Consider the following 17,898-nt stretch of genomic DNA (forward strand, 5'->3'; position numbering starts at 1 on the left):
GCCCCGCCGCCCGCGCCCGAGGCCGGACCCGCCGTCACCGTGCGGGCCCAGCCCAGCCCCGGCTACGTCGGCGGCAAGGTCGTGGTGACGTACACCGTGCGCAACGGCAGGAACGCCCTGGCCACCGGCCTCCGGCTGGGCCTCGGCCTGCCTCGCGCCATCCCCGCCGGACCGCTCCCGGCCGGCTGCACCGCGGCAGGCTCCTGCACGCTCCCCGACCTCGCGCCCCGCGCGTCCGCGGTCATCAGCGTCGTCCTGTCACCCGACCGGGCCCTGCGTACGACGATCACCGCGTCACTCACCACCACCGGCACCGACGCCGACCTCCGCGACAACGTCTCCCGCATCCCGCTGCGCATCCTCCAGCCCCGCATCGTCGCGGTGCCCAAGGTCGGCAAGCCCGGCTTCGTCACCTCCGTACGCGGTAAGGACTTCCCGCCCGGCACGCCCGTCACCCTGAGCTGGAAGCCCGGCATCACCGCCGCCGCGGTCCCGACCCGGCCGCTCGGCGACGGCACGTTCATCGCCCAACTGCTCATCCTGGCCAAGGACCGGACCGGGCCGCGCACCATCACCGCCAAGGGCCCCGGGTTCAGCCCCGTGAAGACGGACTTCCTCGTGGTGCTCGGCACCATCACCCCGCCCGACGAGGTGGTCCGCCGATGATCCACGAGGTCGACGAGGGGCTGCGGCTGCTGCTGGCCGAGTCCGGTCTGGAGGACAGCGGCGTCGAGCTGGTCTTCGACGCCCCCACCAAGGACTGGTCCGCCCGCCGCAACGCCCCCACCATCAGCGTCTTCCTGCACGGCATCCGCGAGGACGCGGGCCGGCGGCGCACCGGCACGGCGGAGACCCATGACGAGGAGGGCGTGGTCACCGGGTGGCGCACCCCGCCGCGCTGGTTCGAGCTGACCTACCTCGTCACCGCCTGGACCAACCGCCCTCAGGACGAACACCGCCTGCTCTCCGAGGTGTTGCGCACCCTCGTCCGGGCGGACACCCTGCCCGCCCGGCTGTACACCGGCAGCCTCGCCGAACTCGGCCTGACCGTCGGGCTGGAGGCCGCCGGACCCGGCTCCGGCGGGCCCGCCGCGTCGGACGTCTGGTCCGCGCTCGGCGGTGAGCTGAAGGCCGGGATCGACCTCCGCGTCCTCGCCCCGCTGGCCGGGGAACGGCTCCCGGCCGGCCCGCCCGTCACCGAGGGCCTCGTGATGAAGGCCGCGCCCCACCTGAACGGCGGCGGCGACGACCCCGGCCGCCGACTGCGCTACGACGGGGCCACCGACCCGGGAGGACAGGGCTTCGCCGCGCCCCGGGAACGACGACTGCCACCCGGACGACGCAGGCGGGGGAACACGGCCCGATGACCCTCGCACCACAACAGCTCACCGGACAGCACGACTCGGGAGCGGTCGGGGAGCTCTGGGAACGGCTCGGCCGCGTCGAGCAGCGGATCCGCGAGGCCGTCGCCGCCCGCCGGGCCGTCGACCCGGACCCCGACGACCCCTACCGGGGCCAGTACCTCACCCCCGAGGCCGCCGCCCGCGTCCTGGAGACCCGCAACGCGTTCAGCCCCGTACCGGCGTACGGGGACGGGTCGGCGGCTCACGTGGGGACGCCGCCCTTCTCGGAGGGCGGCCGGCTCTCCGGACTGGCCGAGCGCTTCGGCCTCGCGCCGCTGGACGCCGAACTCCTGCTGGTCGCGCTGGCCCCCGACATCGACACCCGGTTCGAGCGGCTGTACGGCTACCTCAACGACGACCTGACCCGCCGCCGCCCCACCATCGGCCTCGCCCTGGAGCTGTGCGGGCTGCCCGCCGCCGGTTCCGGCCGCTTCCGCTTCGCCCCGTCCGCCCCGCTCGTCGCGGGCGGCCTGTTGGAGATCGCCGACGCCGAACGCCCTCTGCTCTCGCGCATGTTGCGCGTACCCGACCGGGTCGCGGCCCACCTCCTCGGCGACGACGAGACCGACGGGCGGCTGCGCGGAACCGTCCGGGAAGCCGTACCCGCCCCGGACTCCGACGGGCGTCCCGAGGTCTCCCGGATCGCGGCCGTCCTCGGCACCGGCAGCGGGCTGGTGCACCTGCTCGACCGGGGCGGCGATCCGCACGGCCTCGCGGTCGCGGCCCTGGCCGCGTCCGGCCACCGGCCGCTGGCCATCGACATCGCCGCCCTCGCCGCGCACCCCGAACCCGGCCCACTCGTGCGGGCGTTGGCGACAGAGGTGCGCCTCAGCCGGGCCGGAGCGGTCCTCGGCCCGCTCGAAGCGCTCGCCCCGGAACGCCCCGAGGGCGCCCGACTGCTCGGCGACCTCGCCGAGGCGCTCGGCGGCACACCCCTGATCGCGTACGGGAAGAAGAACTGGGACCCCCTGTGGACCGCCGACAGCCCGGTGACCGTCACCGTCCGGCCGCCGGGACCCGAGGCGGCGGCCCGGCAGTGGCGGAACGCGCTCGCCGAAGCGGGCCGCGCGGTCGGCCTGCCCGCCGAACACGCCACCGCCGACGACGCCCTCGTCGCGTCGGCCGCCGCCTACCGGCTCGACGCGGGGCAGCTGCGGCGGGCCGCGACCGTCGCGTCCCGGCTGGCCGCCCTCGGGCCCCGGCCGGTCGCGCCGGACGATCTCCGGGCCGCCGTCCGTGCGCAGAACGGCGCGGGCCTGGAACGGCTCGCCCGCCGCATCGAACCCGGTGTCGGCTGGGACGACCTGGTCCTGCCCCCGGGAACCCGTACCCAGCTCACCGAACTCGCCCTGCGCGCCCGGCACCGCGAGACGGTGCTCGGCCAGTGGCGGATGCGGCCGGGCGGCGGCCGGGGGAGGGGCGTCATCGCCCTGTTCGCCGGCGAGTCCGGCACCGGGAAGACCATGTCCGCCGAGGTGGTCGCCGCCGACCTGGGCATGGAGCTGTACGTGGTGGACCTGTCCACCGTGGTCGACAAGTACATCGGGGAGACCGAGAAGAACCTGGAGCGCGTCTTCGCCGAGGCGTCCGACGTCAACGGCATCCTGCTGTTCGACGAGGCCGACGCGATCTTCGGCAAGCGGTCCCAGGTCAACGACTCCCGCGACAAGCACGCCAACATGGAGTCGGCCTACCTGCTCCAGCGCATGGAGTCCTTCGACGGCATCGCCGTGCTCACCACGAACCTGCGGGCCAATCTCGACGAGGCGTTCACCCGCCGCCTCGACGTGATCGCCGAGTTCCCCATGCCCGACGCCCGCCAGCGCCTGGCGCTGTGGGACCGCTGCCTGGGCCCGGCGATCCCGCGCGACGCCGCGCTCGACCTGGAGTTCTGCGCGGACCGCTTCGAACTGGCCGGGGGGTCGATCCGGGCCTGCGCGGTGACCGCCGCCTACCTCGCGGCCGAGGCGAAGGCCCCGCTGCACATGGACCAGCTCGTCACGGCGGTGCTCCAGGAGTACCGCAAGCTGGGACGGCTGGTGCTGGAGAGCGAGTTCGGCCCGTGGCTGCGCAAGGAGCGCGCCCCGGCCCGTCGCGGCTGACGCGGCGACGGGCCGGGGGCGTGCTCGGGGTGTGCGGTGCGTGACCGGGTACGGCCGAGGTGGTGCACGGTGCATGACCGGGTACGGCCGAGGTGGTGCGCGGTGCGCGACCGGGTATGCCCGAGGCGGTGCGGCGACGGCCGGGGTGCGGGCCGCCGCCGCGTTCCTGACCGGTCACCGCTGGTCCAGCGGCGACCGGGGGGATCGAGGCGTCCGGGGCGGCCGGGAGCCCTCGCGCACGGTGCGAGCGCCCCCCGCCTTCGTTCCGGGCCTGGTCCCGACCCTGGCCCCTGCCCCTGCTACCGCTCGGCTCAGTTGGTGTTGAGCGTCAGCCCGTAGTAGCGCAGGGCGTCGTCGAGCGGCTGGAAGTAGGACGAGCCGCGCGAGTTGACGCCGCCCGTGCACTTCTGGTTGGTCGGACCGCCCGAGGTCATGCCCTGGGCCTGGTTCCCGGAGATGTACGCGCCACCGCTGTCGCCGCCCTCGACGCACACGCTGGAGGTGGCCAGACCGCTGACGACCGTGTCCGGGCCGCCGTTGAGGTCGACGTAGGTGACGGTGTTGTTGTACGAGCCGATCGTGCCGCAGGTCCAGCCCGTGGTGGCGCCGGACTTGCAGATCGCGGCGCCGGACGAGGCGCGGCTGCCGCCCCGGACGGCGACCGGGTTGCTGTTGCCCCAGGTGCCGACGCTGGTGGTGATGGAGTGGCCCGAGTTGATGGTGAGGATGCCCATGTCGACGCTGCGGGTGCCGAGCGCGTAGCGGGTCTTGTAGCCCTGGGCGAAGGCGGCCCCGTCGTAGCGCAAGGTGTTGGTGACGCAGTGCCCGGCGGTCACCAGGTACTGGCGGCCCGCGCTGTCACGGGCGCCGTAGCCCACGGAGCACCACTGGCTGGTGTTGTTGAACGTCATCTTGCTGCCGGGGTAGATGGCGGCCTTGGCCTCCAGCTTCTCCTGGCCGCGCTCGATCCTGACGGCGGCCCCGTGCCGGGCCGCCTTCGCGATGAACGCCTTGGCCGCCGCGCCGCGCTCGTTGTTGACCTTCACCGTCACCGTGTCGGAGGGCAGGTCCACGGCCCAGGCGACCACGCCGGAGGGCGTCTTGTCGGCGGCGGCCCGGTCCAGCTCCGCCTTGATCCTGTCGAGCTCGGCCTGGCCCCGGGCGGGCACCCGCGCTTCGAGACCGGCCTTCTCGATCGCCGCGGCCTCCGCCGTGTCACCGGCGTTGACGGTCAGGTCGCCCGAGGCGTCGAAGAACGCCCCGTCGCCGGCTATGCCGCGCTTCTGCAGGCCGGCGAGGGTGGCCTGCTGGGCGTCCTGCCGGTCCAGCCGCTCCACGGCCGCTTTCTCGCTCACACCGAGCGAGGAGGCCAACGCCTGGACCATCTCGGGCTGGTAGCGCGGGGTCGACGCCGCGTCCTGGGCCTGCGCCATGGTCTGGGTGCTCAGGACTGCGGAGGCCGAGAGCACGACGCCAGCCGCGGCCAGACAGAACTTACGAGAGTTGCGCACGCTGATTCCTTCCGGATGACAGGCGGAAACCGGGAAATGGGGGGTACACCGCCGGAAGGCGCCAACAGCGCCCCGACAGCGTGGGGTTCCCGCCTGACGGAGAGTTCCGAACTCGCCGTGGGCCGAACTATTACGCAGCGGCTGAAGGAACTTCAAGATGCGTGCGGAAGAATGTTTTCCGGGAGTGGCGGAGGCATGGAAAGCGCCTCGCAGTTCCCTGACGAGACGTCAATGAGAGGCACGCGGGCGGGTGTCGGCCCCCGCCGGGCGGCAGGGTGCACGATGACGACTGAACAGCCTCCCACCTGCGTGAACGACGCGTGCTCCACCCCTGCGCGACGCCCCTGAGTACACGCCGCGACGAAGCCGCGGAATTACGGGGAGCGTGTTTTCTCCTGCGTAGGTGGGCGCCCGCATCTCGTTTACTGCGGGGCGCCGAGCACCGGAATACGTATACGTAATCCGGGTCCACCGGATATTGCGGTCCCGGGCCGATTCGTACGGTGGGAGGACCTGTCAGCGGTGGATCGACACGCGGGGGAGAACGGCTCTGTCGGCGCACGTACGCCGCAGCCGCCCCGATAGGGCAGGTAACCGCGACACCGAGGAGATGGCGTCATGGCCGAGCTCTATTTCCAGGTCAATGTCCCCACCCGGAACTCCGTGCAGCCGGAGCGGTGCGGCCTGCACGTCTTCACCGGGGCCGCCGAGACCGGGGCCGATGCCCTGCGCATCGCGCGCGAGGAGTGCGACGCGGCGGTCGCCGCCCAGCGGGCTGGCTTCGACCTCCCGCGCCGCCGTCCGGACGGCTGGGGTGCGCGCGGGGTCCGATCCGGATGGGTGTTCGACTGGAAGGCCGCGACGGTGGCCGTCTGGGAGCACGACCGGGGCTTCCGCACCTGCCGGTCCCCGCTGCCGCTACGGGACGGATGGCGCTGACAGCGCACGGTGCCGACGGCGGCCGAAGGCGGGTGGACCCGGGCGGTACGGCGCGCGGGGCGGCCGGCTCTGTACGGCCGCCCGCACAGGGGCCCGGCCCCCACCCGGCGCGGCTGCCCTCACGACGGCCCGTCCGGCTCCAGCCGGTGCGCGAGATCGCGACGGGAGAGCGCGCCCGTCTTCCGCATGGCGCCGGCGATGTGCTGCTCCACCGTCCGGGGGGAGAGATGCAGGGTCGCGGCGATCTCCCGGTTGGTCAGCCCGGAGGACGCGAGCTGGGCGACCTCCGCCTCCCGGGGCGAGAGCTGGTCGGTGTGCGAGGGCCGTCCCGGCGGCCGGCCCCTCCGGGCGGGCTGCCGGGTGCGGAGCAGGGCCCTGGCCCGGGTCGCGTCCCAGACGGCTCCCAGGTCGGCGAAGACCTGCGCACAGGACTCCAGCTCGGCGACGGCCGAGGCGACGGGTTCCGCCGCCCGATCGCCACCACCGGCCCCGTCCTCCGCCCCCTTCGCCGTCAACGTGTCCGCCGCCAGGACGCAGCGCGCCGCGCCCTCGGCGGCCAGCGCGCGGCTGTACGGCCGGGGCAGCTCCGCGAACGCCGCCGCAGCCTCGCGGTAGGCGTCCGCAGCGGCCGACAGCGCGCCCGGCCGCTCCTCGGCAGGCGCCTCCGCCTCCGCCAGCACCGCCCGGCTCCAGGTCAGCGCGGCCCGGGCGGCGGGCGCGCAGCCGTCCCCCAAGCCCCGGGCGAACTCCCGGACCATGGTGTGCGCCCCCGCCGTGTCACCCGCGCGCGCCAGCGCCTCCACGGCCCACGGCGCGAGCTCGGCGGCCCACGGCCACACACCCTTGTCGGCCACCACCGCCCAGGCGGCCCGCGCCCGGTCCGCCGCGGCCGCCACCTCCTGGCGGGCCAGCAGCAGGCGGACCACCGCGCCGGCCGCCGTCGCCCCCAGGGGGACCGGCAGGTTCTCCGTGCCGAACGTGCCCCGCTGGGACAGCCACGACCTGGCCTCGCCCCAGTCGCCCTGGGCGAGGGCGAGCAGCCCGCGGACGATGTAGGCGTCGGAGGCGATGAACGGCATGTCCGCCGTGGCGGCGACGAACTCCTCGCACCTGCGGGCCAGCCCCGCCCACCGGCCGGTCCACCACGCGTGGAGGAGCCGCGTCCCCGAGGCGCTGTGCTCGGTGTACGGCGCCCCGCTGCGCGCCGCCAGCTCGCGCCCCTCGGCCAGGAGTCCGTCCACCCGCCCGTAGAAGCCGAGCCAGACGGCGGAGTCGGCGGCGTTGCACAGCCCCCGGGCCGCCTGCCGGGCCGAGGCCGGGTCCGTGCTCTGCACGGGCAGCCGCGCCACCAGCTCCCAGGCGTCGGGGTCGGCCCCACTCATCGCGAGGCCGACGTGGTTGGCCAGCACCGCCGTACGCATCGCCTCGTCGCCGCTGTCGTCGGCCGCCGCCACGGCCTTGGCCAGCCACCGCCGGTGCACGTCGAGGGAGGCGCCCGGCCAGTACGGCATGACCAGGGCGGCCATGGCGCGGGCGGCCAGCGGGGAGCGGACCTCGCGCAGTTCGTCGGCGGCGACCTCCAGGACCTGCCAGCCGTCGGTGAACCGGCCCATCTGGTTGCAGAGCATCAGCCCCAGGTCGAGCCGCAGCTCCCCGCGCACGGCGGGCGGAAGGTCCGCGTCCCGCACGATCTGCGCGAGCACCTCCACCGTCTGGTCCGAACGCAGCCCGGTCACGGCGTTGCGGGCCAGCAGTGGGGCCAGCCGGGCGCGGGCCCACGGGGGCAGGCCGGGGGTGGCGAGCGTCCCCTCCAGGAGGGTGATCGCCTGCTGGTACCGGCCGGAGGCGGCCGCCGACTCGGCCGCCTTCTCCACCGCCCTGAGCCACTTCCGGTCCTCGCCGGCCGCCCGGTGGTGCCCGGCCACGGCGGCCCAGGCCACCGGCTGCGACCGGCTGAGCGCGGCGGCGGCCCGGCGGTGCAGGTCCTGGCGTACGGGGCCGGGCACGGTCTCCCGTACGGCCTCGGCCACCACCGGGACGGCGAAGCCGTAACGTCCCTCGGCCGCCTCCGTCAGGGCCGCGCACTCCAGGGCCCGCAGCAGCGCCTCGTTCCCCGGTACGGTGCCGAGCCCCGCCACCGCGATCAGGTCGTCGCGGGCGGCGGGCGCGTCGAGGACGGCGGCGGCCCAGACCAGCGGCCGGTGGGCGGGGGCCAGCGCACAGGTACGGCTCAGCACCAGCTCCGCCGACCGGGCCGGGACCCCGGCGGCGGCCACCTCGGCGGCCGCTCCGGCGAAGGCGGGGCGCCGCTCGCGCAGCAGTGCCAGCAGATCGACGACGGCCCGGGGCACCCCGCCCGTCCGCTCGTACAACGCCCGTGCCGCCTCGTCCGTGGAGGCGCCGTCGCCCAGCACCTCCCCGGCGGCCCGGCGGACGCGCTCCTCGTCCCAGGGGGCGAGCCGCTCGGTGAGGACCGTCAGCCGGTACGGGTGGGCCATCGCCGGAGCGCCCAGCGGCAGACCGGGCAGGCGCAGTTCCTCGGGCCGGTGGGCCACCGCCGCCGCGCAGCCCGGCCCCAACGCCTCCAGCACCCGCCGCAGCCGCCGCAGCTCGTCCTCGTCCGCGCGGTGGACGTCGTCCACCAGCAGCAGGGCCGGCTCCCGCCAGGGCTCTTCCCGCGCCCACGGCCCGCCGTCGCCCCCGCACCGCCACCACACACGGGCCGCCTCCGCCGCCTCGGGCAGTGCGGCCAGGCCGTGCAGCAGGTGGCTCTTGCCCAGCCCCGCCGTGCCCTCGACGAACAGCAGCACCGGATCGGCGTCCCGGTCGGCGAGAGCGCGGGCGAGCGACCGCACGGCGGCACCACCCGACTCGATCACGCCGCCGCCTCGCTCTCCGTCGTCCCGCGGCCCCCGGACACCCACAGTGCCCGCTCGCCGGGCCACCCGCCACCGCCGGACCACGATCGCTCGCACGACGTGGGCGCCGGGCCCGCGGGAGCCCCGCCGGCCTGCGGCGCGCAGCGGAAGCACGCCCGGCCGACCGCCGGAACGACGGGGCGCGGTGCCCCCCGGGCTGGGACCCCGGAGAACGGTGCGCTCGGAACGTCTCCCGCAGACCCGGTCACCGCCGCCCGAAGCTACGCCACCGGGCGCCCCGCAACATCCGAGGGGACGGATTCACGGATACGCAATCAATCCGCGGCCACCCCGGCGCACGGCCGGAGCCGGCCAAGGGCACGGCTCCGAGCGCACCGTGCGAACAGTTCTCAGACCTTGATGACGCGGACACCGGGCCCGCAGAGCATCAGGAGGTCCTCCGGGTCCGACGTCAGGACGGTCACGGGGGCCGGTGAGGTGAGCGCGGTGGCGGCCACGATGGCGTCGAGGGCGTACTTGTGGCCGTGCAGTCCGGCCGCGGCCAGCAGCTTGCTCGCATGGCGGGCGACGGCCTCGGTGGGCGGGACGATGTTCACCCGGGAGACGGCGTAGTCGAATCGGGCCTGGCTGATCCTGGGGTCGCGTGCTTCAACGAGAGTGACAGAGCTGGCGACGACGCGGATGTCTTCGGCCTCGGCTGCCGTCAACCACTCGGTGATCTCGGGTGCGCGACGCACCAGTTGTGACAGGCCCTCGCAGTCCAGGACGAGTGTGCCGCTCACGCGGCGTCCGCAGAGCCGGCCGTCTCACCACGCAGGAGCGCGCGTTTGGCTGCCACTGCCGACTGATCGACCGGGCCGTGCTCGGCTTCCGCGTCCTCGATGAGTTCGCGCAGGCGATCGCGTTCCAGTTGGCGCTGGATCAAGGACTCGACGTAGGCGGACATGCCCCGCTTGCCCGTACGCGCCTTGAGGGCGGCGATGGTGCCTTCGTGGAGCGATACCGATACGGGCCGGACAGGTCCTTCGCCGGGCGCTGGAGAGATGGCCATGGGCCAGAGTTTAACAAGACTCTTGTTATTGGGGGGAGTGTGCGGCTCTCCCCGCTGCCTCACCGGTGGGAACCGCCAGGAACCCCGCGTGTACGAGGGGCTCCCGGCATCTCCCGTGGGAGAAGGACCCCGGTCGGCGCGACAGGACGCGCACACCGGCCGGGGCCCATCCGCCTAGCACTCGATGATGTTCACCGCGAGCCCGCCCCGCGCCGTCTCCTTGTACTTCACGCTCATGTCCGCCCCGGTCTCCTTCATGGTCTTGATGACCTTGTCCAGGGAGACCTTGTGGCTGCCGTCGCCCCGCAGCGCCATCCGCGCCGCCGTGACCGCCTTGACCGCCGCCATGCCGTTGCGCTCGATGCAGGGGATCTGGACGAGGCCGCCGACCGGGTCGCAGGTCAGGCCCAGGTTGTGCTCCATGCCGATCTCGGCGGCGTTCTCCACCTGCTCGGGGGAGCCGCCCAGGACCTCGGCCAGGGCGCCGGCCGCCATCGAGCAGGCCGAGCCGACCTCGCCCTGGCAGCCGACCTCGGCGCCGGAGATCGAGGCGTTCTCCTTGAAGAGGAGGCCGATCGCGCCCGCCGCGAGGAGGAAGCGGACGACGCTGTCCTCCTTCTCCGTCTCGGTGCAGCCGTGGGAGGCGAAGTTCATGTAGTAGTGCAGGACGGCCGGGATGATGCCCGCCGCGCCGTTCGTGGGGGCGGTGACGACGCGGCCGCCCGCCGCGTTCTCCTCGTTGACGGCCATCGCGTAGAGGGTGATCCACTCCATCGCGTGGGCCTGCGGGTCGCCCTCGGCGCGCAGTTGGCGGGCCGAGTTCGCGGCGCGGCGGCGGACCTTGAGACCGCCGGGGAGGATGCCCTCGCGCGACATGCCGCGCGCGACGCACGCCTGCATGACGCGCCAGATGTCCAGCAGCCCGGAGCGGATCTCCGCCTCGGTGCGCCAGGCCAGCTCGTTCTCCAGCATCATCGAGGAGATGGACAGGCCGGTCTCGCGGGAGAGCCGCAGCAGCTCGTCGCCGGTGCGGAAGGGGTGCTTGAGGACCGTGTCGTCCGGGACGATCGGGTTCTCCCCGGCCACCGCGTCCTCGTCGACGACGAAGCCGCCGCCGACCGAGTAGTACGTCTTCTCCAGGAGCGGCGTGCCCTCGGTGTCATACGCGAGGATCGTCATGCCGTTGGCGTGGTACGGGAGCGCCTTGCGGCGGTGCAGGACCAGGTCGTCGTCGAAGGCGAACGGGATCTCGTGCATCCCCAGCAGGTTGATCCGCCCGGTGGAGCGGATCTCCTCGACCCGGCCGTCGGCGGACTCCACGTCCACGGTCCGGGGCGACTCGCCCTCCAGGCCGAGGAGGACCGCCTTGGGCGTGCCGTGCCCGTGGCCGGTCGCGCCGAGGGAACCGTACAGCTCGGCCCGTATCGAGGCGGTGTGGGCGAGCAGCCCCTCGTTCTTCAGGCGGCGCGCGAACATGGCGGCGGCGCGCATCGGCCCCACCGTGTGGGAGCTGGACGGGCCGATGCCGACCGAGAACAGGTCGAAGACCGAGATGGCCACGGGAGGACTCCTTGGGGGGTGGGAAGACGCCGTTGTCTGCCGGGGTGGTGCGGGGACAAGCGGGGGCAAGAGGGATGGCGGGGGACAAGCTTCGGGGCACCGCGCTCACTCGTCCAGTGTGCGCGGCGCCCCGTCGAGATGCGCGGAACCGCAGGCCAGGTGCTACTTCAGGCCGGGGTACAGCGGGAACTTCTCGGCCAGCGCGGCCACGCGGGCCTTGAGGTCGTCCGCGTCGTACGACGGCTTGAGGGCGGACGCGATGATCTCCGCGACCTCCGTGAACTCCTCGGCGCCGAAGCCGCGGGTGGCCAGCGCCGGGGTGCCGATCCGCAGGCCCGAGGTGACCATCGGGGGACGCGGGTCGTTCGGGATGGCGTTCCGGTTGACCGTGATGCCCAGCTCGTGGAGCCGGTCCTCGGCCTGCTGGCCGTCCAGCTCGGAGTTGCGCAGGTCGACCAGGACCAGGTGCACGTCGGTGCCGCCGGAGAGGACGGAGACGCCCACCTCGGTGACGTCCGGCTGGACCAGGCGCTCGGCCAGGATGCGCGCGCCGTCCAGGGTGCGCTGCTGGCGCTCCTTGAACTCCTCGCCCGCCGCGACCTTGAACGAGACCGCCTTCGCCGCGATCACGTGCTCCAGCGGGCCGCCCTGCTGGCCCGGGAAGACCGCCGAGTTGATCTTCTTGGCCAGCTCCTGGGTGGAGAGGATCACGCCACCGCGCGGACCGCCGAGGGTCTTGTGCGTGGTGGTGGTGACGACGTGGGCGTGCGGCACCGGGTTGGGGTGCAGCCCGGCCGCGACCAGGCCCGCGAAGTGCGCCATGTCGACCATCAGGTACGCGCCGACCTCGTCCGCGATACGGCGGAAGGCGGCGAAGTCGAGCTGGCGCGGGTAGGCGGACCAGCCGGCCACGATCAGCTTCGGCTGGGACTCCTTGGCGAGGCGCTCGACCTCCTCCATGTCCACGACACCGGTCTCGTCGACGTGGTACGGGACCACGTTGTAGAGCTTGCCGGAGAAGTTGATCTTCATGCCGTGGGTCAGGTGACCGCCGTGGGCCAGGTTCAGGCCCATGATCGTGTCGCCCGGCTTCAGCAGCGCGAACATCGCGGCGGCGTTCGCCTGGGCGCCCGAGTGCGGCTGCACGTTCGCGGCCTCGGCGCCGAACAGCGCCTTGATCCGGTCGATCGCGATCTGCTCGACGACGTCGACGTGCTCACAACCGCCGTAGTACCGGCGACCCGGGTAGCCCTCGGCGTACTTGTTGGTGAGGACGGAGCCCTGCGCCTCCATGACGGCGACCGGAGCGAAGTTCTCCGAGGCGATCATCTCGAGGGTGGACTGCTGACGGTGGAGCTCGGCGTCGACGGCGGCGGCGACGTCCGGGTCCAGCTCGTGGAGGGAGGAGTTCAGAAGCGACATCAGGGGGTCCCTTAAAGGTCTCAGTTGCCGGAGAACGCGGTGTACTCGTCGGCGGAGAGCAGATCGGCCGGCTCCTCCGCGACGCGCACCTTGAACAGCCAGCCGCCCTCGAAGGGAGCGGAGTTCACCAGCGAGGGGTCGTCCACGACGTCCTGGTTGGCCGCCGTCACCTCACCGGTCACCGGCGAGTACAGGTCGCTGACGGACTTGGTCGACTCCAGCTCCCCGCAGGTCTCACCCGCGGTCACCGTGTCACCGACCTCCGGGAGCTGGGCGTAGACGACGTCACCGAGCGCGTTGGCCGCGTACTCCGTGATGCCGATGGTGGCCACGCCGTCCTCGAGGGCCGACAGCCACTCGTGCTCCTTGCTGTACCGCAGCTGCTGGGGGTTGCTCATGTCCTGAATTCTCCTGTACGCGGGGGAGTGCTGATGAACGGTGGTCTTACGGTGTGAGACGGAGGTACGTCACTTCCGTGACGCCGGGGCGCGGCGCGGCCGGCCCGGGAGCCTCCGGGATATCACTTCTGGCGCTTGTAGAACGGCAGCGCGACGACCTCGTACGGCTCGTGCGTGCCGCGGACGTCCACGCCCACGCCCTCGGTGCCGGGGGCGGCGAAGGCCGCGTCCACGTACGCCATGGCGATCGGCTTGCCCAGGGTCGGGGAGGGGGCGCCGGAGGTGACCTCGCCGATCACCTTGCCGTCCGCGACCACGGAGAAACCGGCGCGCGGGACGCGGCGGCCCTCGGCGACCAGGCCGACCAGCTTGCGCGGCGGGGCGGTCTCGGCGCGCTCGGCGGCGGCCAGCAGCGCCTCACGGCCGACGAAGTCGCCCTCCTTCTCGAACTTGACGACCCGGCCCAGGCCCGCGTCGAACGGGGTGAGCGCCGTCGTCAGCTCGTGCCCGTACAGCGGCATGCCCGCCTCCAGGCGCAGCGTGTCCCGGCAGGACAGGCCGCAGGGGATCAGCCCGTGCGGGGCTCCGGCGTCGGTCAGCGCCCGCCACAGCTGCTCGGCGTGCTCGGGGGCGACGAAGAGCTCGAAGCCGTCCTCGCCGGTGTAGCCGGTACGGGCGATGAGCGCCGGGACCCCGGCGACCGTGCCGGGCAGGCCCGCGTAGTACTTCAGCCCGTCCAGGTCGGCGTCGGTGACGGCCTTCATGATGGCGGGCGACTCGGGGCCCTGGACCGCGAGCAGCGCGTAGGCGTCCCGGTCGTCGCGCACCTCGGCGTCGAAGCCGCCGACGCGGGCGGTCAGCGCGTCCAGCACGATCTGGGCGTTGCCCGCGTTGGCGACCACCATGTACTCGGTCTCGCCCAGGCGGTAGACGATCAGGTCGTCCACGATCCCGCCGTCCTCCTGGACGATCATCGTGTAGCGGGCCCGGCCGTTGCCGACGGTGGCGATGTTGCCCACCAGCGCGTAGCTCAGGAACGCGGCGGCCTCGGGGCCGGTCACGGTGATCTCGCCCATGTGGGAGAGGTCGAAGAGGCCGGCCCGGGTGCGGACGGCGTTGTGCTCGTCGCGCTCGCTCGCGTACCGCAGGGGCATGTCCCAGCCCGCGAAGTCGGTCATGGTGGCGCCGAGCGAGCGGTGCAGCGCGTCGAGGGCGGTGAGACGGGGGGCGGTGCTCATGGGCGATGGCTCCAGGGCATGACGACGTCAGGACGGAAAATCCTCCCCATCTGTCATCGGAACCTGAGAGGTTCGCCGACAGCCCCCGGGCGGGGCGTGCCCCGGAGGGCGCCCTTGTTCAGGGGGCTCGGCTTGCACCTTGGGTGGGGCCGCCGGAACGGCCCGCTTTTCAGATCTGCCTCATCCGCGCGGTACGGGGCCTGAGAGATTCAAGGGAGGGTCTTGCTCCTTCGGCGCCCGGCTCACAGTGTGGCCGGAACTCTCCCGCGCGGATTCGAACGGCCGGTATGCAGTTGGCGCGGCCATCATCGCACGCATTCCGGCGGAGCGGGAGGGCGGACCTCGACAGCCGCCCGGGCGGCGAGGACGGTTGTGCGACCTTGCCCATTCTTTACACTTCAGGAACAGGTGTGGACGGCCCGACGGCAGGGGGATGGGCGATGACGTTGCAGCGGTCGGCACCGGTCACGGGAGCGCCGCACGAAGCGGTGCCCGCACAGCCCGGCGCACCGGCCCGGGAGGTGCTGACCGAGCGCGCCCCGGTGGTACGCGATCTGCGCGGGCGCGCCGATACGGGCCCCGGCACGCTCCACTTCGCCGCCGGGGACCTCGTGGTGGTCTCCGGGCTCCCCGGGGGCGGCAAGTCCACCCTGATCCGGCGCACGGTGACCGGCCACGCCGTCGACTCCCAGGACACTCGCGACCGCTGGACGGCGGCCCTGCCCCCCTTACTCCCGTACGCCGTCTACCGCCCCCTGGTCCGGGCCGCCCACTACCTCGGGCTCCGGACCCTCCTGCGCTCCGGCGCCTCCGTCGTCGTCCACGACTGCGGTACGCAGAGCTGGGTACGCCGGTGGCTCGCCCGGCACGCCGCGCGCCGGGGCCGCGCGCTGCACCTGGTCCTCCTCGACGTGGCCCCCCGGACCGCCCGCCAGGGGCAGCGCGAACGCGGCCGGGGCGTCTCCGGCTACGCCTTCGCCCGCCACCGCCGCGCGGTCGCCCGGCTGCTCCGCGACACCGAGCGGGGCCGCCCGCCCGCCGGCTGCGCCACGGCGGTGCTGCTGGACCGCGAAGCCGCGGACGCGCTGCACCGGATCTCCTTCGGCGAGGCAACCGACCACTCCGGCTCCACCGACACCACCGGCTCCACCGACCTCCCCGGTCTCCTCGGCCCCGCCGGCCCCGCCAGCCTCACCGGCCTCACCGGGCCGACCAGCCCTGCTGGCCCCATCGGCACCACCAGCCCCACCGGCTCCACCGGGGAAGGACCCCCTCCCGCCCGCGCCGGATAGGGTTCTGGCCGAGCGAACAGCGAGAGAGGCCGCCGCGCGCGGCCGACGCGGTGGAGAGAGGGCACAGAGGCAGTGGACATTCCGGCACCCGCACCGGCGCACCCCCCGCAGGGGTGGCCCGCCAACGAGTTCGAAGAGGTGCTCTCCGCCTCGCTCGGCGTCCCGGACGCGGGCGGCCGCCTCGTCGAAGTGCTCGGCCGCAGCTCCGTCTGGGTGCCGCTGCCCAACGGCGGCAGCCCCGCCAGCGCCGACCTCGACCTGCCGATGATGGAGATCGACGGCGCGGCGTTCGTCCCCGTCTTCAGCTCCGAGGCGCAGTTCCTCAGCTGCGTCGGGGGCCACATGTCGTACACCGTCGCGCCCGCCCGCGACTTCGCCCGGGGCCTGCCCCCGCAGGTCGGCATCGCCGTGAACCCCGGCGGCGCCGTCGGCATACCGCTGCCGCCCCCCGCCGTCGCCGAACTGTGCCGGGCCGGCCGTACCGCCCTGGACGGGCCCGCCACCGGCGGCCGGGTCCGGCTGTTCGAGCCGGACTGGCAGCACGACCCGCTCGACTTCCTCACCGCCGTGTCGGAGGAGTTCGACGCCACCGGGGCGGTCGCCACCGCCCGCCGGACCCTGGCCAGCATCGAGGGCGGCGAACCGGTCCTCTTCGTCGGCGTCGAGTTCGCCGCCCGGGACGACGTGGCCCAAGGCGTCCCCATGGACGCCATCGGCCGGGCGCTCGGCCGGGTCCGGGTTCCCTGGCCGGTCAACCTGGTCCTGCTCGACGTCGCCCAGGACCTCGTCGGCGACTGGATACGGGAGAAGGTCCGGCCGTTCTACCGGCGCGAGGACCGCTGACGCACCCGGGCCGAGGACCGCTGACGCACCCGGACCGGAGACCGCTGACGCACCCGGGCCGAGGACCGCTGACGTACCCGGGCCGAGGGCGCCCGACCCACCGGGGACCGGCGGCGAAACGACCGCCGGCTCGTCCGCGCGAGGACCGCCGATCCACCCGCGGGACCGGCCGAACCGCCCGCCCCGGCTCGCCCGACCACCGGCGTCCGCCCCCTGATCCACCCGCACCGGGGCTCACGGCCCACCCGGCGGGGCGCTCCCGGAGGCCGAATGTTGCCGGACCGTGGCGTCAAGCCGGTGCCCCGGGCGGCGCATAAGCTGGTTTGATGGCCAAGCCGCTTCCGTGGGCCCGGAGCGGCGTGAAACCGATGGAACGACGAGGGGCGGAACCCAGAGTGAGTGCGTCGGGCACTGCGGCGGCGGGGCAGGTCGAGCACATGCTGCGCCAGGTGACCCCCGGCCGGTACGACAGTTACGAGGCGCTGCTCGCCGCCCTCGCCGACGGCCGGATCTGGATGCTGCTCTGGAACGGCACGGCCGGTTCGCCGGACGCCCAGTACGGCAACATGGAGATCGACGGCCTGGGGTACGCCCCCTGCGTCACCTCCGCCCAGGAGCTCTCCGCCAGCGGCTGGAACCGCGCCCACGAACTGGTCACCGGCCGTGACATCGCCCGCGCCCTGTTCCCCGACCGCTGGGGTATCTGGCTCAACCCGCACGCTCCCGGCGGCGGCGTCGGCATCCCCTGGCTCGACCTCCGGCGCATCGCCACGGGACTGGACCGGCTGCCCGCCGGGCCGCTCCGGCTCTCCGACCCCGCGATCGAACTCCCGCAGTTCTACGCCCTGCTCAGCCAGAACGCCCACCGCACCCCCGCCGTCCGCTCGCTGCGCCGCGCCTGGGTGCACCCCGCCGTCGGCGTCCCGTACCTCGCGATCGGCCTCGACCTCTACGACACCGGCCGTGACGCGGTCGAGTCGGTGCGGGCGATGATGCGTCAGTCGGTCGCCGCGGTCCCCGAGGGGCTGCCGGTCTCCACCGTCGCCCTGTCCGACGAGTACGACCCGGTCGGCATGTGGCTGCGCGCCAACGCCCGTCCGTTCTACGACCGCGAGGCCCACGGACCGGCCGTCCCGCCCCCCGCCGTTCCCGGCTACGGATACCCGCCCCAGCACCGCTGAGCCCGCAGGTCCCGGCCCGCCCGTCCGGCAGCACCGCCCGTCCGGCAGCACCGTCCGTCCGGCAGCCCCGCGCGCCGCC

General features: G+C 74.0%; 13 protein-coding genes, 2 pseudogenes and 1 riboswitch. Of the genes and pseudogenes, 7 read left to right on the top strand and 8 right to left on the bottom strand.

Annotated features, from left to right (window positions below; translation table 11 throughout):
• The 3 genes and pseudogenes from IF19_RS0122375 to IF19_RS0122385 form a co-directional block, all read left to right on the top strand.
• Nucleotides 1-666: pseudogene (locus IF19_RS0122375) on the top strand (hypothetical protein); the annotation flags it as partial.
• Nucleotides 663-1,367 (top strand): Pvc16 family protein, encoded by a 705-nt coding sequence (locus tag IF19_RS0122380; RefSeq protein ID WP_030117230.1) that lies wholly within the window; start codon nt 663-665, stop codon nt 1,365-1,367. The pseudogene IF19_RS0122375 and the gene IF19_RS0122380, both read left to right, overlap by 4 nt.
• Entirely contained in the window at nt 1,364-3,505 is a 2,142-nt protein-coding gene (locus IF19_RS0122385; RefSeq protein WP_030277872.1) for an ATP-binding protein, read from the top strand. Before IF19_RS0122380 ends, IF19_RS0122385 begins: the two co-directional genes overlap by 4 nt.
• Nucleotides 3,506-3,816: 311 nt before the next feature.
• Here IF19_RS0122385 and IF19_RS0122390 read toward each other — a convergent pair whose 3' ends face one another.
• Entirely contained in the window at nt 3,817-5,016 is a 1,200-nt protein-coding gene (locus IF19_RS0122390) for a S1 family peptidase (protein ID WP_030117227.1), read from the bottom strand.
• Nucleotides 5,017-5,634: 618 nt separating this feature from the next.
• On the opposite strand from IF19_RS0122390, the gene IF19_RS0122395 reads away from it, so the two are divergent.
• On the top strand, nt 5,635-5,955 hold the full coding sequence (locus tag IF19_RS0122395; protein WP_030117226.1) for a hypothetical protein: 321 nt from the start codon (nt 5,635-5,637) through the stop codon (nt 5,953-5,955).
• A 119-nt stretch (nt 5,956-6,074) separates the two neighbouring features.
• Here IF19_RS0122395 and IF19_RS0122400 read toward each other — a convergent pair whose 3' ends face one another.
• From IF19_RS0122400 to gcvT, 7 genes are all read right to left on the bottom strand, one after another.
• Nucleotides 6,075-8,834, bottom strand: coding sequence for a helix-turn-helix transcriptional regulator (locus IF19_RS0122400; RefSeq protein ID WP_030290077.1), 2,760 nt, complete (start codon nt 8,832-8,834; stop codon nt 6,075-6,077).
• Nucleotides 8,835-9,223: 389 nt separating this feature from the next.
• On the bottom strand, nt 9,224-9,616 hold the full coding sequence (locus IF19_RS0122405; protein WP_030117221.1) for a type II toxin-antitoxin system VapC family toxin: 393 nt from the start codon (nt 9,614-9,616) through the stop codon (nt 9,224-9,226).
• On the bottom strand, nt 9,613-9,885 hold the full coding sequence (locus IF19_RS0122410) for a hypothetical protein (RefSeq protein WP_030117220.1): 273 nt from the start codon (nt 9,883-9,885) through the stop codon (nt 9,613-9,615). Before IF19_RS0122410 ends, IF19_RS0122405 begins: the two co-directional genes overlap by 4 nt.
• 174 nt (nt 9,886-10,059) lie before the next feature.
• Nucleotides 10,060-11,445 (bottom strand): L-serine ammonia-lyase, encoded by a 1,386-nt coding sequence (locus IF19_RS0122415; protein ID WP_030117219.1) that lies wholly within the window; start codon nt 11,443-11,445, stop codon nt 10,060-10,062.
• Nucleotides 11,446-11,607: 162 nt separating this feature from the next.
• The gene (gene glyA / locus IF19_RS0122420; RefSeq protein WP_030117218.1) at nt 11,608-12,867 is read right to left on the bottom strand and encodes a serine hydroxymethyltransferase; all 1,260 of its coding nucleotides are present in this window, start codon (nt 12,865-12,867) and stop codon (nt 11,608-11,610) included.
• A 20-nt stretch (nt 12,868-12,887) separates the two neighbouring features.
• On the bottom strand, nt 12,888-13,265 hold the full coding sequence (gene gcvH / locus IF19_RS0122425) for a glycine cleavage system protein GcvH (protein WP_010060008.1): 378 nt from the start codon (nt 13,263-13,265) through the stop codon (nt 12,888-12,890).
• Between the two features lie 122 nt (nt 13,266-13,387).
• Nucleotides 13,388-14,503 carry a glycine cleavage system aminomethyltransferase GcvT gene (gcvT, locus tag IF19_RS0122430; protein WP_030117217.1) on the bottom strand — a complete coding sequence of 372 codons (1,116 nt, stop codon included), beginning with the start codon at nt 14,501-14,503 and terminating at the stop codon, nt 13,388-13,390.
• Nucleotides 14,504-14,682: 179 nt separating this feature from the next.
• Nucleotides 14,683-14,780, bottom strand: a riboswitch (glycine riboswitch).
• 163 nt (nt 14,781-14,943) lie between these two features.
• Between gcvT and IF19_RS0122435 the strand changes: the two are divergent.
• The 3 genes and pseudogenes from IF19_RS0122435 to IF19_RS0122445 all read left to right on the top strand — a co-directional run.
• Nucleotides 14,944-15,612: pseudogene (locus IF19_RS0122435) on the top strand (AAA family ATPase); the annotation flags it as partial.
• A 255-nt stretch (nt 15,613-15,867) separates the two neighbouring features.
• Nucleotides 15,868-16,638, top strand: a complete 771-nt coding sequence (locus IF19_RS0122440; RefSeq protein ID WP_030290080.1) for an enhanced serine sensitivity protein SseB — start codon at nt 15,868-15,870, stop codon at nt 16,636-16,638.
• A 395-nt stretch (nt 16,639-17,033) separates the two neighbouring features.
• A complete protein-coding gene (locus IF19_RS0122445; protein ID WP_030117213.1) occupies nt 17,034-17,819 on the top strand; it encodes an enhanced serine sensitivity protein SseB C-terminal domain-containing protein in 786 nt (261 codons plus the stop codon).
• Nucleotides 17,820-17,898 lie beyond the last annotated feature (79 nt).

Source organism: Streptomyces californicus (genome assembly GCF_000717645.1).
In the GTDB taxonomy this organism is placed as follows: Bacteria; Actinomycetota; Actinomycetes; order Streptomycetales; family Streptomycetaceae; genus Streptomyces; species Streptomyces californicus.

Excerpts from the sequence above, each read along its gene's own strand:
- IF19_RS0122410 (WP_030117220.1), bottom strand. The coding sequence starts at position 9,885 with ATGGCCATCTCTCCAGCGCCCGGCGAAGGACCTGTCCGGCCCGTATCG.
- IF19_RS0122380 (WP_030117230.1), top strand. The coding sequence starts at position 663 with ATGATCCACGAGGTCGACGAGGGGCTGCGGCTGCTGCTGGCCGAGTCC.
- IF19_RS0122395 (WP_030117226.1), top strand. The coding sequence starts at position 5,635 with ATGGCCGAGCTCTATTTCCAGGTCAATGTCCCCACCCGGAACTCCGTG.
- gcvH (WP_010060008.1), bottom strand. The coding sequence starts at position 13,265 with ATGAGCAACCCCCAGCAGCTGCGGTACAGCAAGGAGCACGAGTGGCTG.
- glyA (WP_030117218.1), bottom strand. The coding sequence starts at position 12,867 with ATGTCGCTTCTGAACTCCTCCCTCCACGAGCTGGACCCGGACGTCGCC.
- IF19_RS0122385 (WP_030277872.1), top strand. The coding sequence starts at position 1,364 with ATGACCCTCGCACCACAACAGCTCACCGGACAGCACGACTCGGGAGCG.
- gcvT (WP_030117217.1), bottom strand. The coding sequence starts at position 14,503 with ATGAGCACCGCCCCCCGTCTCACCGCCCTCGACGCGCTGCACCGCTCG.